Raw genomic sequence first — 14,109 nt, forward strand, 5'->3', positions numbered from 1 at the left:
GCTTATTATGCTGGAGCCATCTGGTAAAAGACATACAGCATTTTTTAAATACTCTGTTCCGTTTTTGCAAATTTAAGGACTTGCCCGGCTCAAATTATGCTTCCAGCAAAAAAAGGCTCTCTCATTCGTAGAATTTCTCTACTGTGAGACAGCCTTTTTATTGTGAATATGAAATTGCCTTACAGATCGTCGTCATCCAATCGTGCCACTTTGCGGGACAAGTATCCTTTAAACAGAAAGACTACCACAATACCTGCCGCTAAGGTAAAGATCACTGGCATCAGACGGTCACCTATGGAAGCTAAGAAAGGTAATCCAAGAACCAATGCCACAACCAGATGCGCACGGAATACAAATTGTGTTGTGTTGTCCGCCTTACTGCCTTCAGGAAAAGGATATACTGTCAGCCAAAAAGACTCGCTATGCAATTTGCGGAGTGCCGACAATTGAACACCAATGATAAACAGGAAGAACAAATAAATTCCGGTACCAAAGTAACTATCACGGTTCCACCAATTCAGCAGCAGAGCCAGCACCGATATCCGCATAATGATTCCAAAGATATCGCCCCGGGCAAAGCTTTTGGTCAGCAGATACCGATAAGCAGTATCCTTGCGCCAAGGCAGCTTAGCGCCCCATTTGGAAAGATAACGGCGGGAATACACCCGTTGCTCACGGCCCGGCACATCCACGAACCAGCCCAGAACCATCAGCGCACGTGCACCTTGATTGTTTTCCATGGCGATCAGTCTTTCCCATGGCACAGCGTGACGTCCGGGCACAGACAGTGCAGCAAGATAGGCTGCTGCCAATAACACCATAAATATCAGGCTCGGGCCGGCAGGCTGCCACAACCAAGCGGCAATAATCAAACCTCCAACTGCCCAGCGCAAGAAAGCATACACACCTGCCATCGGACGTGACAGCATAGCTATCTCTTTCCATAATCCATAACTCGCGATCAGCTTCACAGCAATCAGGATCAACACTGTAAATAAAAGTCGCTTGGGAGAATCATCTGTACGTATGTACAACGGCCAAAGGGTGATCAGTACAAATAACAAGCGAATGATCTTCCACACGTTTCCACTGACCCAGGATGGTGCAAAATATTCCTTCATGCGGTGACCCTGAGGCAGCAGAAAGATCGTATCCGGGGTCTGCAAATAGGTTCGGAAGCCGCTATGCACTGTCGCAGGCAACAGTAATGCTAACATAATCCAGCGAATGGGAATGCCTTCAGGTACATTTTGTAGCAGCGATGTATACCAAGCAGAGAAGACAATCAACACGAACAGGAAGACCATGGCTACGCCGCTTTGAATGATATATCCCACATAAGGAAGCATACTTCCCATGAATCTACCGCGCCGCGTGCGCCGCAGCTCTTTCAAATCCATATTATTTCCCTCCCTGAACCAGCTCGTAGAACAGCTGCTCCAAAGTCAGCCCCTGATGCCCGGCAGTTGCCGCTATTTCCGCCAGCGTGCCCTGTGCAATCACCTTACCTTTATGCAATACAATAAAACGGTCGCAATAATTCTCTATTGTGGAAAGAATATGAGAGCTTAACAGAATCGACGATCCAGAGTTCTTCAGATCCATCATGAAATCAAGCAAGGAACGGATCCCTAGCGGATCCAATCCTAAAAAAGGCTCATCGATGACATATAACGCAGGTCGTGCAACGAAAGCGCACATGATCATAACCTTCTGTTTCATCCCTTTGGATAGATGGGTCGACAGGGTGTCCATCTTATCCTCCATATGGAACAGCTTGGCAAGATGCGAGGTGCGGGATTCATAATCCTTTTGATCTACCCCATAAGCTCTGGCAGTAAATTCAACATGCTCACGAACCGTCATTTCGTCATACAGTAGCGGCGATTCCGGTACAAAAGACAACGCATTATTGTATCCAACGGGATCTTCAGCACGCGTCTTGCCCTGTACGGTGATATCGCCCTTATGGGGCGACATCAATCCTAGAATATGCTTCATCGTCGTACTTTTTCCTGCTCCGTTTAAACCAATCAATCCAACCATTTCGCCAGGCTGCACCTGAAGTGCAATATCATGCAGCACTGGCTTATTCAGGCTGTACCCACCACTGAGACCCGTAATTTGCAATACGGGAGCATTATTCATTGACCGTCACCTCTCGGAGTTTTGTCTTTCAACCACTTTGGAGCTCCTTTATTTTTACGGTTCTTCTCACGTTCCGCATTGCTGCTGCGTTTACTCCGTGCAGGAGTCGCATCTCCGCGTGCTCCCGCAGAAGGATTCGCGCTGCGCTGTGGATCGCGTTGTTGTTCTCCGCTTGTTGTTTCACTTGTGTTAATCGTAGCCATTCTTTTGGCAGGCGGTGTACCTGCTCCAACGGATGGCGACTGAACATTGAAGGCTCCAGATGTGCTTACAGGTGGCTTGCCGCTGCGTGGAGCGGATCCATCACGGCGTTGCCCACTGCCTTCATTACTCCGTCCCCGTCCATTGTGCAAAGCGCTGCGTGCTTCATCTGCTGCAAGCACCTTACCACCGACCATCTCCCGCTCCTCAAGCGCAATATCCAATTCGCGGGCGAATTTCCGCATGATAAAGGTCTGTTGCTCTGTAACAATTGTTACAGATAAGCCGCGGCGTCCCATCCGTCCGGTACGGCCTGCACGGTGTACATAATGTTCAGAATCAAAAGCCGGATCGTAACTAACTACCAAAGAAAGATTCTCAATATCCAGTCCTCTGGCAGCTACGTCACTGGCAACAAGCACACGAAATTTGCCTTCCCGGAAACCTTTTAATACATTGCTGCGCGTTACCTTATCGGCATCTCCGTAAAGTGCTGCCGCAGTAAGCCCAAGATGATTCAGCTTAGCCTCAACCTCGGCAATATCATCTGTAGCATTCACGAACACAATCGCTTTATCGGGATTGTAATGGCGAATCACCCGGCGCAGCATGTCCATTTTGTTACGCTCTTCAGCAACAACATAATGATGCTCCAAGCTTTCAGCAGTCATTACACCTGGAGCAATCCCAACCTCTGCCGGATTCTTCATTTCACGATTAGCCAGCGCTTTCGTCTCTGGTCCGATCGTTGCCGACAGCATAACAAGCTGGCGTGAACGCAGCGCACTGCTGACAATTTTTGTGACTTCGCCGGCTCCGCTAAGCTGGAACATTTGGTCCGCCTCATCCAGAACAATAGTACTGACTTCATGCATCTTCAATTTACGAAGTCCAATCAGCTCGCGGATCCGCCCAGGTGTTCCCACAACTAGCTGTGGATGCTCACGCAGCTTGTCAATCTGGCGTTTGATTGCGGCCCCGCCAATAAGACCCATAACTCGGATTCCGCGCTGTTCACCATAACGTTCCGCCTCGCGTAAGATTTGCATCGCCAGCTCCTGTGTAGGGGCGAGCACCAGCTTTTGGACCACCTTCTGCTCCGGATTAATCGTTTGAAGCAGCGGCAATAGATAGGCCAGCGTCTTACCCGTTCCAGTCTGGGAAGCTGCAATAACATCTCTTCCCTCTAGTAGAAGCGGTATTGTCTGCTCTTGTACCGGGGATGGAGCGTTAATGCCGAATTCCGACAACCGGGCAATGAGGTCTTCCTGAATGCCGATAGCCGCAAAAGAAGCTTTATTCATAAGTGTAATTCATCCTTTTCGCTTGAGATAATATCTTCATTATATGCCAAAAAGGCCTCTCCACCAAATGGAAGGCCAATAAAGCTGACAACAGGGTCTATTTTCTGTTCATCGCATTATAAGTAAGCTTGTCCGCCAGGCGAGGAAACAGCCCGTAAAGCCGTATGCCAAACCCTGCCAGACCCGGAAGATCGAGCTCTTCTTTGCCAGTCTCCATAACCTTAACGATCTTGGAAGATACATGCTCTGGGGTCATCATCATCCGGGCTACACTCTTCTCATAATTGCCAGACGGGTCAGCCGTTTTGAAAAAATCGGTGGCAATCGGCCCCGGGTTCACAGCCGAGACGATAATTCCACTCTTCCGCAGCTCCTGACGGAGCGCATTTGTGAATCCGAGTGCAGCATGTTTGGTAGCCGTATAGGCTACGGACTTGGCTGTGCCTATCTTCCCTGCCATGGAAGCCACATTTACAATCTGGCCGCTTCCCCGCTCCAGCATATGTGGAATAACAGCCTTCGTGCACCGGACAATCCCCATGTAGTTAACATCCATCATATCGTCAAATTCATGAGGCTCCATCTCCGTAAAAGCAGCAAATTTGCCGTACCCTGCGTTATTTAGCAAAATATCAATTCTGCCATATGCCTCCAAAATTTGTGCGAAGGTCTTCTGAACACCCTCAGCATCTGTTACGTCACAGGTGTACAGTCCAAAAACGCCCGGGATACCGGCCGCTGTTTCTTTCAGCTTCGCTTCGGAACGTGCTACCAGGACAGGGATTGCCCCCTTTTTACTAAGCATCTGTGCCGTTAATGCACCAATGCCGCTGGACGCTCCTGTAATCACAACAACCTTATCTTTGAGTACCATGAATAGTATTTCAGCTCCTAACTCTTGCCTAAGAGATCATCACCTGAATATCCATCTCTCCAACCCCATCCATCAACAACGGAATACTAAGCGCTTTACGAGGCATAAAAGACATGCTTTCCATCTTCATAATCTGAGGAGGACTTATATCCACCGAAACACCTTGATTATATAGAATGGTACTGGCATTCCCACTGATCATATTGCTCAGCTCTGAAATCGCACTTTGACCCATCTCATCCATCTCGGTGATCACAAAGCCACCCATCATAATCGATACCATTCGCAAGGCTACCTGCTCCGCGATACCAAATATAATATTTCCGCTCAGTTGGCCTGTCATCCCTACTTGAATCCATATATGATTATCGATCAGTTCAATTTCTTTAATGCCTAAACTCCCCGTAGAAGGCGAGACCTGAATTACTTGTTCTATAACAGTCCGTGCAGACTCTAGAAACGGATTAATTACTTCTGCTTTCATGAATGTCTAGTCTCCCCCTTTATCGTGCTTTGGTCATATACCAAAAGTCCCAAGCAATATGGATATATTATACTTTATATATCGGCACAATTCAGCAAAAATTAATGCATATGTCGAATTCAAACCCAAGATAGTTTACGCAGCAACATTGCTCTGCCGGGTATTATCTCCTATAATTTAAACAAATGCCAACGTGGAACGTAAGATATTAACGCAATTACACATCCAATTCGATGGTCCAAAGGAGGTATTCCATGAACATCAGCCAGCTGGAGACACTAATAACAATTTCCAAAACGATGAGCTTTCGCAAGGCCGGAGAACTGCTTAATCTGACCCAACCAGCGGTTTCAGCACAGATTAAGAGCCTTGAAGAAGAGTTCAAGACTCAGCTGGTTGACCGAAACCAGCCTGTTACATTAACGGATAGAGGGACTGTCTTTCTGGAGCATGCGGAACAAATAGTGAGGATTGTCGAGGAACTTAAGGAACGGCTTGCAGATCTTGATGAAAATCCCCAAGGTCATATAGTTTTAGGCACAACTACCTCAATCGCTATTCAAATTTTACCGCGTATTCTATCTTATTTTAAAGACCAGTTCCCCCATATCAAAACATCAATTTCCTCTATGTCCTCATCACAAATTTATCAGCATGTCGAAAACGGCATTGTTGATGTCGGCATCGGTTATTTAATTGGACGTAGCCCGGGCATGTCTACTTCCATTTTGTATTATGATACCTTCGAACTGGTGGTCTCTCCCAGACACCCTCTCGCTCAAGTGAAGACCGCTGGGATAGAAGCCTTAAGCAAAACCCCGCTGATTCTGCTCTCACCAGACACAGTGGGCCGTAAATTTGCGGATGAGGTTCTGAACAAACATGGCATTCAACCTCAGGTCATTATGGAGCTGACCAGCAGCGAGGAAGTGAAACGGATGGTCGAGCTCGATTTGGGCGCCGCCATTATTTCCAAGCAGTCAGTTACCGCTGAGGTTCGAGCCGGCACTCTCAAAATTGTGCCAATTATTGAGCTGGAGGTCACGCATCCTGTTGGTGTGATCACGAAATCAGGAAAATACGTAAACTCTGCTATGAGGCAGTTCCTAAGCGATCTTAAAGGCATGCCAGAAACCCAATTTATCGGGTCTGAATAAATCCCACCCACAAAGTGGAACCGATTACTTCTGAGCTGATTGCATAACCTTGTTTAAAGGAGATGTTCTTGATGAAATTTGATTTACACACCCATCATTTCCGCTGTGGCCATGCTGACGGAACGATTAGAGATTATATCGAAGCTGGGATTGCCGCTGGATTGGGCGTTATAGGTATTTCCGATCATACTCCCTATTTCGGAGATCCATCCGATCAGGCTTTTCCCAAAATCGCAATGGCTAAATCCGAATTTGCTAATTATGTAGATGATGTTCTCTCCCTCAAAAAAGAGTACGAAGGCGTTATCGACGTCCTGTTAGGCATCGAATCAGATTACTTCCCCGAACATGCTGAGATATACCGCAAGACATTATCCTCCTACCCTTTTGATTATGTGATTGGATCGGTACATAGTGTTGGTGGAGTCAGCATTTTTAACAAAGGGCGCTGGAAAAACCTTAGCAAAAATGAGAAGATCCGCGTGAAGTCTGAATATTACCGGTTGATTGCTGATTCCGCGCGCAGTGGTATGTTCCAAATACTCGGGCATATTGATGCGATGAAGGGGAATTATCCTGCATTTTCCGAAATTCCTGCACCTCAGCCGATTGACGATTGTCTGCGTGTAATTAGTGAATGTGACGTGGCCATCGAAATCAATACCTCAGGCGGAACTAAGCTGGTCGGCGGCTGGTATCCCTCTGAAGATATTCTGGAGCGGGCACTACATTTTGGCGTAGAGGTTAGTTTCGGTTCGGATGCACATAAGCCGTCCCGGGTCGCTGAGGATCGTGATGCGGTAGCTGCACAGCTCAAAGCAATAGGCTTTACACACTGGGTTTATTACAAGCAGCGCCAAAAAGTCAAAGTTTCTCTGTAATCAAGCCTAAACGCCTTCAACGTCCCTATAAGGACGGTAAGCGTTAAAGCGAGAAATTAAATAATGCACCAAGCGTTATTGGTTTAGGGGCAGGGTTCACCCTCCGTTAAACCAATCTCAGCTTGGTGCATTTTTTTGTTTATTTACAGATTATCACAGCTAAAACCTTGTTGTTTCAGCGTACGTTTCGCATCTCCATATTCCGGGTTGATCTCATAAAAATGAGCAATCGTACTGGTCCAGTCTCTCTCCGTCATCCCCTGCTGCTGCAAGTATTCACGGTGGGTTTGATTATATGCCTCCAGGAGGCCTTGTACATCCGGATTGTATTGCTCCTCATGAAATATAGCTTCCAGCGGCAGCCGCGGCTTCTGAGAAACCTCCTCCGCTGGGTATCCCACGCAGAGACCGACGACAGGGAATACGTACTCCGGCAGCTTCAGCAGTTCAATCACACCCGCTGTGTTGCGGCGTACACCTCCAATAGGAATGATGCCCAGTCCCATGGATTCCGCCGCTGCAATCGCGTTAGACAATGAGATTCCCACATCTGTAGCTCCAACCAAAAGTGCATCCACATCTTTTACGGCTTCAAAAGACTTGCCTTCCAGCTCACTAGCTACTTTAGCTCTATAAAAATCCATGCAAAACACCAAAAAAACCGGTGCTGCCGCTACATGCTTCTGATTTCCGCACAAAACTGAAAGCTGCTGCTTACGCGCAGGATCTTTGATGGCGATTATCGATACCTGCTGTCCATGAACCCATGACGGTGCGGCTTGAGCCGATTCAATCATTGTTTGTAGCTTCTCTGGCTCCACAGGCTGGTTTGAATATTGCCGGAAAGAACGATGATTTTTTAATGTTTGTACCACTTCATTCAAAATGTTACGCCTCCTTGGTCATTCCACTCCATAGTATGTTAATCATAAACGATCGGATTCGGTACTGCCAATCACTTACGCTACTCTTTTCAAACAAAAAAAATGGACCCGAATCATCGGGTCCCAAAGCAGTATATTTTTAAAAGGGGGTCATGTACTTAGTTTAACCGCACACTGTTAGAGTTTGATAACGGCATTATTTCATTTGTGTAACAATGTGAATACTTTCATTACATCGTCCAAGGAGCCGACTTTGGGCATCACCCGCTCCAGCTTCATACCGTTCTTGAGCATCACACGTTCCGATCTAATATTATCTCCTGTGCAGCGTCCTTCGATCCTTGTTATCCCAAGGGTATGAACACTATAGTTCAAAAACAAACCCACGGCCTCCGTCGCCAGCCCGCATCCCCACCATGCCGGGTCCAGCATATATCCTAAGGTAGCTGTGCCCTCACGGCGGTTCCAATTCTGCAAAGCCACTATACCGATCAACCGCTGCTGCCCCTTTAAATAGATCCCGGCATGCAGCGCACAAGGATCGAAGGCAAATAACATCCGGTTTACCAGCTTCTCCACCTGGGCAGATACTGATCCAGGGCCGGAGCGTACTAGAATATGGCGCTGCACATCTGGATGGGAGAGTAGCTGCCGCAAAGCTAAAACATCCTCAGGCATGATCAGCCTCAGATCTACCGCTAAACCATGTTGTGTCTCTAACAACACTGCTCCATAGGTGCTCATCTTCTCTCCCCTTCCGTGCAGCTAAAATTCCAGCCTAATCAGCTCATGGACCGATGCAGCGTCAGAACCGTTAATTCTGGCCTACACAATAACCGAAAAGGCATGTATGTCTCTCCAAACCCTCTATTCACATACACAGGCATGGCTTTGTCTTCTGTATAATACAATCCATTTATGTATTTAAGTGATCCATAAGGTGTAAATGGCGCACCTATAAAGGGCAGGCGAATTTGTCCGCCATGACTGTGCCCGGAAAGCTGTAGATCAAATGAATAGGCCTGTGCGGTATCCGCATAATCCGGCTCATGCATCAAAAGAACGTTAAAGGTTCCTTCAGGAACACCAGCAATTGCTTTCGCTGGGTCGGGTTTACCGTGTAACAGATCATCCAGACCCGTAACCGCCATAACTGCCCCGCCTCTTTTTAGAAGGTAGGATTTATTCCTTAGCACCCGGAAGCCCGCAGACTCCAGCAGCTCGGTAACCAGCTGGGTATTCTTGTAATCATGATTGCCTAATATCGCAAATTTACCCAATGGCGCACTTAACGCTGCCAGCACCGGTACGGCTTCAACAAGATCCTCAGGATTGCTGTCCACAATGTCACCCGTGAAGCAAATAAGATCCGGTTCAGCTTTACTTATATGTTTAGCGAGCCGGGCGAGATCCCTGGCATCCTTATTAAATCCGAGATGCGTATCACTGAAATGAACAAGCTTCATCCCTGAAAAAGCGGAAGGAAGCTCCTTAAAGCGCAAGTCCAGCTTAGTGACCTCAATCCAGTTCGGCTCCCCCTGCCATGCATATCCGCTTGTAAGCAATCCTGCGCCGATTACAGCAGCCGCACCCCGAGTCAGGAACTGCCGGCGGGTAATTGTTGACTCGCCACCAGAACGCCCCTTAGAGGTGTCCTTGTGGATCTTATCGCCATTCTTATTGGGAGAAGCCCCAGACGATTGTATCTTCATAGGGAGATTCTCCTTTCTTTACCTTTTCCCCGAAAAACAGATGGTCCAAATAATAACTTATATATTATTTCGGGCAGTTAGAACAATCCGGCATTCTTTCTCCGGAGTTTCGCTGTAAGCGCGTGCAATCCCTTTTTTTGCGATTTCTGATTTTTGAACTCGTCTCAGCATAAATGCTACTTCCAGCGTTTTTTCAAAAGGAAACGGTTCAAGCATTAACGTTGACTTATCCTGCCACTCCGCTGTGATAACACGACCTGACGTAAAACTGAAATCTTCAGTACCTGAGAACCCTTCACGCCACCATGGATGCTCCTCTGATTTCGGACACCCTGGCTCATTTAAGGCCAAATACAAGGACAGATCATCGCAGAATTCTAAAAGGCGGGCATCATAATACAGCTCATCTTCCCCAATAGGCTTGGAAGCTTCAAGTTCCCGATGGATACGTGCTCTGCGTTCCTCTTCATGTTCTTGATACAATGTAAGTTCTGGATAATCGAGTCCCGCAATCTTAATAAGCCGCTCAAAATGCAAGCTGCACAGCAACGCTCCGTACGGTGTGTGTTCCTCGATCTCATCTAATCCACGCTTATAAAAGGTCAACTTAGGCACTACAGGAAAATCAATAAAGGTGTAGGGTGCTTGCTCCGCATCATTCCAGAAAGGGGTCTCATCGAGATCAATCCAACCCCTATCATGCTGGGCTACTGCCCACAGTACCTCTTCCCGGCGTCCTTCAGTTGGCACATGCTGCTCTTTGAACCCAATGGCCAGCTCTCCGGCAAGTTTCCCGTGATCATGCTGCTTAACCATTACAATTGCTCCATCTTGCTCCCGACAAATCACGATTATTCCTCCTTGTTCCACAGCTAACATTACGTTAACAATGGATATTATAGCATAAATTGGTCAATGTTCTGAACCTGCTCCAGCCCTGCAAGACTTTCCCGCCACAAGCAGATAAGAGAGTCATAACAACATAAAAAAAGCTACCCCCCAGCGAATGGAATCCACTTTGAGGATAGCTCAATAGATAAACATTTGGCGGTACTATTAATTACACACCTAACCAACGTTTGAACATATGCTTCGTTGTTTGCTTGTTAATTTCTGCAATGGATGTCGTAAGAGGTATTCCCTTTGGACAAGCGCGTACACAGTTCTGTGAGTTACCACAGCCATCGATCCCGCCATCCTCCATCAGAGCATCCAATCTTTCGTCAGCGTTCATTTCACCTGTAGGATGAGCATTGAACAGACGTACTTGAGAAATGGCTGCCGGTCCGATGAAATCCGTCTTTTCGTTGACATTCGGGCAAGCCTCCAAACATACGCCACAGGTCATACATTTGGATAATTCATAGGCCCACTGCCGTTTTTTCTCCGGCATCCGCGGTCCCGGTCCAAGATCGTACGTACCGTCAATCGGAATCCATGCTTTCACCCTTTTTAGTGCATTGAACATCCGGGTACGGTCAATGACTAAGTCACGCACCACCGGAAATGTCTTTATAGGCTCAATTCGTACAGGCTGCTCCAGATTGTCTATAAGTGCAGCGCAGGCTTGGCGGGGTTTGCCATTAATCACCATGGAGCAAGCTCCGCACACTTCTTCTAAACAGTTGGAATCCCAGCATACGGGAACTGTGCTGTCACCTTTGGCATTCACAGGGTTACGCTGAATTTCCATCAAAGCACTGATCACATTCATACCTGGACGATAAGGAAGTTCAAATTCCTCGACATACGATGAACTTTGTGGATCGTCCTGGCGGGTGATGATAAACTTTACGTTTTTGGGAGCTGCAGCTGTTTCCGCCATAATGGTTCCCTCCTAAAATTGCCTGATTTTATTTCATGAAGCTTGCCTCGCAAGCTATTCTGTTTCTGGAAAGCATTAATCCTTCGAATAATCGCGTACCCGTGGAGGAATCAGCGAGACATCCACTTCGTCGTAGGAGATTTGTGGACCCTCTGCAGTCCAGGCTGCTTTTGTGGTCTTCAAGAACTCCTCATCATTACGATTCGGGAATTCCGGTTTGTAATGTGCACCACGGCTCTCATTGCGCATAAGCGCTCCAAGTGTCATCGCTTCGGACAGCTCCAGCATATTCCAGAGCTGGCGAGTGAAGGCCACACCTTGGTTATTCCAGCGCGATGCATCATTCATATTGATCTTGCGATAACGCTCCTTAAGCTCTTTGATTTTGCCAATGGTCGCTTCCAGCTTCGGATTGTGCCGCACCACGGTCATATTAGCGGTCATCCATTCGCCCAGTTCCTTGTGGATCACATAAGCATTCTCTGTCCCTGACATTGCCAATAGAGACTCATATTTGTCCGTTTGCTTTTTGTGGAAGCTATCGAATACGGAAGAAGAGATATCCTGCGATGATTTCTTCAGGCCTTTAATGTATTCAACAGCCTTTGGTCCTGCGACCATACCGCCGTAAATAGCAGATACCAGAGAGTTGGCGCCTAGACGGTTCGCTCCGTGATATTGATATTCACATTCTCCGGCTGCAAAAAGACCCGGAACGTTCGTCATTTGATTGTAATCAACCCACATGCCGCCCATAGAATAGTGCACAGCCGGGAAGATCTTCATTGGTATTTTACGGGGATCATCCCCCATGAATTTTTCGTAAATTTCAATAATCCCGCCAAGCTTCACGTCCAGCTCTTTCGGATCCTTGTGAGAGAGGTCCAAATACACCATGTTCTCGCCATTAATGCCCAGCCCTTGATCCACACACACATTAAAAATTTCACGTGTAGCAATATCGCGCGGCACCAAGTTACCGTAGGACGGATATTTTTCTTCGAGGAAATACCACGGTTTCCCGTCTTTATAAGTCCAGATACGGCCGCCCTCGCCACGTGCCGATTCCGACATCAGGCGGAGCTTGTCATCTCCCGGAATAGCCGTTGGGTGAATCTGGATAAATTCTCCGTTGGCATAATGTACGCCCTGTTGGTATACCGCACTTGCGGCTGTCCCTGTATTAATTACGGAGTTCGTTGTTTTGCCAAAAATAATACCCGGCCCGCCGCTTGCCAAAATAACAGCATCCGCAGGAAAAGTCTCAATCTCCATCGTCTTAAGATTCTGGGCACTGATGCCTCGGCATACACCTTCGTCGTCGATGATAGCTGAAAGGAACTCCCAGTTCTCGCGTTTAGTTACGAGACCTTCAGCTTCCCAGCGGCGCACCTGCTCATCCAACGCGTACAGCAGCTGTTGGCCTGTAGTCGCGCCGGCAAAAGCTGTACGGTGCCGCTTCGTTCCGCCGAAACGCCGGAAGTCGAGCAGGCCTTCCGGCGTACGGTTGAACATAACGCCCATCCGGTCCATAAGGTGAATGATACCTGGCGCAGCTTCACACATCGCCTTAACCGGCGGCTGATTCGCCAAAAAGTCACCGCCATAGACGGTGTCATCAAAATGCTCCCAAGGGGAGTCGCCCTCACCTTTGGTATTTACAGCGCCATTGATGCCGCCTTGCGCACATACGGAGTGTGATCTTTTTACAGGAACTAATGAGAATAAATGGACATGCGCACCAGCTTCCGCTGCCTTGATGGTAGCCATCAGGCCGGCCAGGCCGCCGCCCACGATAATGATATCGGATGTTGCCATGATAGTTCACTCCTTTTATCGAAAATATCAGAAAGGATTCTTAAATTAAATGAAGGTCTTTATGGACTGGGCAATGGTTGCTGCAGTTTGAAATTCACTGTCACGGAAAGTAACCAGCGAAATCAGGAACATGAAAGTTACTAATACAAATATGCCAAGACAGAGGTAAGAAGATACCCGCTGTGCACGTGGACCTACGGTAATTCCCCAGCTGATCAAGAAAGACCAGAGACCGTTCGAGAAGTGGAAGCATGCAGCAACGATACCGATAATATACAGTGTCAGCAGAAGTGGCTGAGTCACGATATCATGCATCAGACCGCCTAATTCTTCGTGCTCCACATTACCCACCGCCACCTGAACCCGTGTTTGGAACAAGTGCCAGACGATAAAGATGAAGGTAACAATACCTGTAATCCGTTGCAGGGTATAACGCCAGTTTCTTTCAATGTTGAAACGGTTCAAGTTCGGCTTGGATTGATACGCAATATAAAGTCCGTATACCCCATGGTACAGCAGAGGAAGCCATATACCGAACAATTCCAGGAAGAAAACGAGCGGCAGGCTGTTCAGCCATAACACGCTGTCAGTGAAACCGGAAGCGCCACCCTCTACAGCCGCAAAATTCGTCATCATGTGCTCAATGAAGAAGGCTCCAAGTGGGATAACGCCTAGCAAGGAATGAATCTTTCTGGAATAAAATCCTTTCATACAAAGTAACCCCTTTCCGATTAAAACAGCGTTTTCATTAATGGGTATTCACCGCCGGAACTACATTTGACACAGGATAACGTTGACAATCCAATGACATAATTCCTTAA

General features: G+C 47.5%; 14 protein-coding genes. 2 read left to right on the forward strand and 12 right to left on the reverse strand.

Features of this window, described 5'->3' with window-relative positions; genetic code table 11:
- Positions 1 to 179: 179 nt before the first annotated feature.
- From NSQ91_RS26630 to NSQ91_RS26650, 5 genes are all read right to left on the reverse strand, one after another.
- Entirely contained in the window at positions 180 to 1,400 is a 1,221-nt protein-coding gene (locus NSQ91_RS26630) for an ABC transporter permease (protein ID WP_340920593.1), read from the reverse strand.
- Between the two features lies 1 nt (position 1,401).
- Complete coding sequence (locus NSQ91_RS26635; RefSeq protein ID WP_036679788.1) at positions 1,402 to 2,148, reverse strand: ABC transporter ATP-binding protein; 747 nt, start codon at positions 2,146 to 2,148, stop codon at positions 1,402 to 1,404.
- Positions 2,145 to 3,653 (reverse strand): DEAD/DEAH box helicase, encoded by a 1,509-nt coding sequence (locus NSQ91_RS26640; RefSeq protein ID WP_076212745.1) that lies wholly within the window; start codon positions 3,651 to 3,653, stop codon positions 2,145 to 2,147. The genes NSQ91_RS26635 and NSQ91_RS26640 overlap by 4 nt, the downstream gene beginning before the upstream one ends.
- A 97-nt stretch (positions 3,654 to 3,750) precedes the next feature.
- Positions 3,751 to 4,527 carry an SDR family NAD(P)-dependent oxidoreductase gene (locus tag NSQ91_RS26645; protein WP_340920596.1) on the reverse strand — a complete coding sequence of 259 codons (777 nt, stop codon included), beginning with the start codon at positions 4,525 to 4,527 and terminating at the stop codon, positions 3,751 to 3,753.
- 28 nt (positions 4,528 to 4,555) lie between these two features.
- Entirely contained in the window at positions 4,556 to 5,011 is a 456-nt protein-coding gene (locus tag NSQ91_RS26650; protein ID WP_036679793.1) for a chemotaxis protein CheX, read from the reverse strand.
- Between the two features lie 254 nt (positions 5,012 to 5,265).
- Here NSQ91_RS26650 and NSQ91_RS26655 point away from each other — a divergent pair, with 254 nt between their 5' ends.
- Positions 5,266 to 6,168 carry a LysR family transcriptional regulator gene (locus tag NSQ91_RS26655; protein WP_038573173.1) on the forward strand — a complete coding sequence of 301 codons (903 nt, stop codon included), beginning with the start codon at positions 5,266 to 5,268 and terminating at the stop codon, positions 6,166 to 6,168.
- 71 nt (positions 6,169 to 6,239) lie between these two features.
- Complete coding sequence (locus NSQ91_RS26660) at positions 6,240 to 7,049, forward strand: histidinol-phosphatase (protein ID WP_340920599.1); 810 nt, start codon at positions 6,240 to 6,242, stop codon at positions 7,047 to 7,049.
- A gap of 143 nt (positions 7,050 to 7,192) precedes the next feature.
- On the opposite strand, the gene NSQ91_RS26665 is transcribed toward NSQ91_RS26660, so the two are convergent.
- From NSQ91_RS26665 to NSQ91_RS26695, 7 genes are all read right to left on the reverse strand, one after another.
- Positions 7,193 to 7,924 carry an NADPH-dependent oxidoreductase gene (locus NSQ91_RS26665; protein WP_254847707.1) on the reverse strand — a complete coding sequence of 244 codons (732 nt, stop codon included), beginning with the start codon at positions 7,922 to 7,924 and terminating at the stop codon, positions 7,193 to 7,195.
- Between the two features lie 210 nt (positions 7,925 to 8,134).
- Positions 8,135 to 8,677 (reverse strand): GNAT family N-acetyltransferase, encoded by a 543-nt coding sequence (locus tag NSQ91_RS26670; RefSeq protein ID WP_076184756.1) that lies wholly within the window; start codon positions 8,675 to 8,677, stop codon positions 8,135 to 8,137.
- Between the two features lie 38 nt (positions 8,678 to 8,715).
- On the reverse strand, positions 8,716 to 9,645 hold the full coding sequence (locus NSQ91_RS26675) for a metallophosphoesterase (RefSeq protein WP_081386412.1): 930 nt from the start codon (positions 9,643 to 9,645) through the stop codon (positions 8,716 to 8,718).
- Positions 9,646 to 9,702: 57 nt separating this feature from the next.
- A complete protein-coding gene (locus tag NSQ91_RS26680) occupies positions 9,703 to 10,494 on the reverse strand; it encodes a DUF3891 family protein (RefSeq protein WP_076127959.1) in 792 nt (263 codons plus the stop codon).
- Positions 10,495 to 10,705: 211 nt separating this feature from the next.
- Positions 10,706 to 11,470 carry a succinate dehydrogenase iron-sulfur subunit gene (gene sdhB / locus NSQ91_RS26685; RefSeq protein WP_340920603.1) on the reverse strand — a complete coding sequence of 255 codons (765 nt, stop codon included), beginning with the start codon at positions 11,468 to 11,470 and terminating at the stop codon, positions 10,706 to 10,708.
- Positions 11,471 to 11,545: 75 nt separating this feature from the next.
- Positions 11,546 to 13,288 carry a succinate dehydrogenase flavoprotein subunit gene (gene sdhA / locus NSQ91_RS26690; protein WP_076127961.1) on the reverse strand — a complete coding sequence of 581 codons (1,743 nt, stop codon included), beginning with the start codon at positions 13,286 to 13,288 and terminating at the stop codon, positions 11,546 to 11,548.
- Between the two features lie 45 nt (positions 13,289 to 13,333).
- The gene (locus tag NSQ91_RS26695) at positions 13,334 to 13,999 is read right to left on the reverse strand and encodes a succinate dehydrogenase cytochrome b558 subunit (RefSeq protein WP_036679804.1); all 666 of its coding nucleotides are present in this window, start codon (positions 13,997 to 13,999) and stop codon (positions 13,334 to 13,336) included.
- Positions 14,000 to 14,109 lie beyond the last annotated feature (110 nt).

The sequence above is a fragment of the Paenibacillus sp. FSL R7-0048 genome (assembly GCF_038004505.1).
GTDB lineage: Bacteria > Bacillota > Bacilli > Paenibacillales > Paenibacillaceae > Paenibacillus_AQ > Paenibacillus_AQ odorifer.

Coding starts and splice junctions, on each gene's coding strand:
- NSQ91_RS26650 (WP_036679793.1), bottom strand. CDS start 5,011: ATGAAAGCAGAAGTAATTAATCCGTTTCTAGAGTCTGCACGGACTGTT.
- NSQ91_RS26675 (WP_081386412.1), bottom strand. CDS start 9,645: ATGAAGATACAATCGTCTGGGGCTTCTCCCAATAAGAATGGCGATAAG.
- NSQ91_RS26630 (WP_340920593.1), bottom strand. CDS start 1,400: ATGGATTTGAAAGAGCTGCGGCGCACGCGGCGCGGTAGATTCATGGGA.
- NSQ91_RS26670 (WP_076184756.1), bottom strand. CDS start 8,677: ATGAGCACCTATGGAGCAGTGTTGTTAGAGACACAACATGGTTTAGCG.
- sdhB (WP_340920603.1), bottom strand. CDS start 11,470: ATGGCGGAAACAGCTGCAGCTCCCAAAAACGTAAAGTTTATCATCACC.
- NSQ91_RS26645 (WP_340920596.1), bottom strand. CDS start 4,527: ATGGTACTCAAAGATAAGGTTGTTGTGATTACAGGAGCGTCCAGCGGC.
- NSQ91_RS26655 (WP_038573173.1), top strand. CDS start 5,266: ATGAACATCAGCCAGCTGGAGACACTAATAACAATTTCCAAAACGATG.
- NSQ91_RS26635 (WP_036679788.1), bottom strand. CDS start 2,148: ATGAATAATGCTCCCGTATTGCAAATTACGGGTCTCAGTGGTGGGTAC.
- sdhA (WP_076127961.1), bottom strand. CDS start 13,288: ATGGCAACATCCGATATCATTATCGTGGGCGGCGGCCTGGCCGGCCTG.
- NSQ91_RS26660 (WP_340920599.1), top strand. CDS start 6,240: ATGAAATTTGATTTACACACCCATCATTTCCGCTGTGGCCATGCTGAC.
- NSQ91_RS26640 (WP_076212745.1), bottom strand. CDS start 3,653: ATGAATAAAGCTTCTTTTGCGGCTATCGGCATTCAGGAAGACCTCATT.
- NSQ91_RS26695 (WP_036679804.1), bottom strand. CDS start 13,999: ATGAAAGGATTTTATTCCAGAAAGATTCATTCCTTGCTAGGCGTTATC.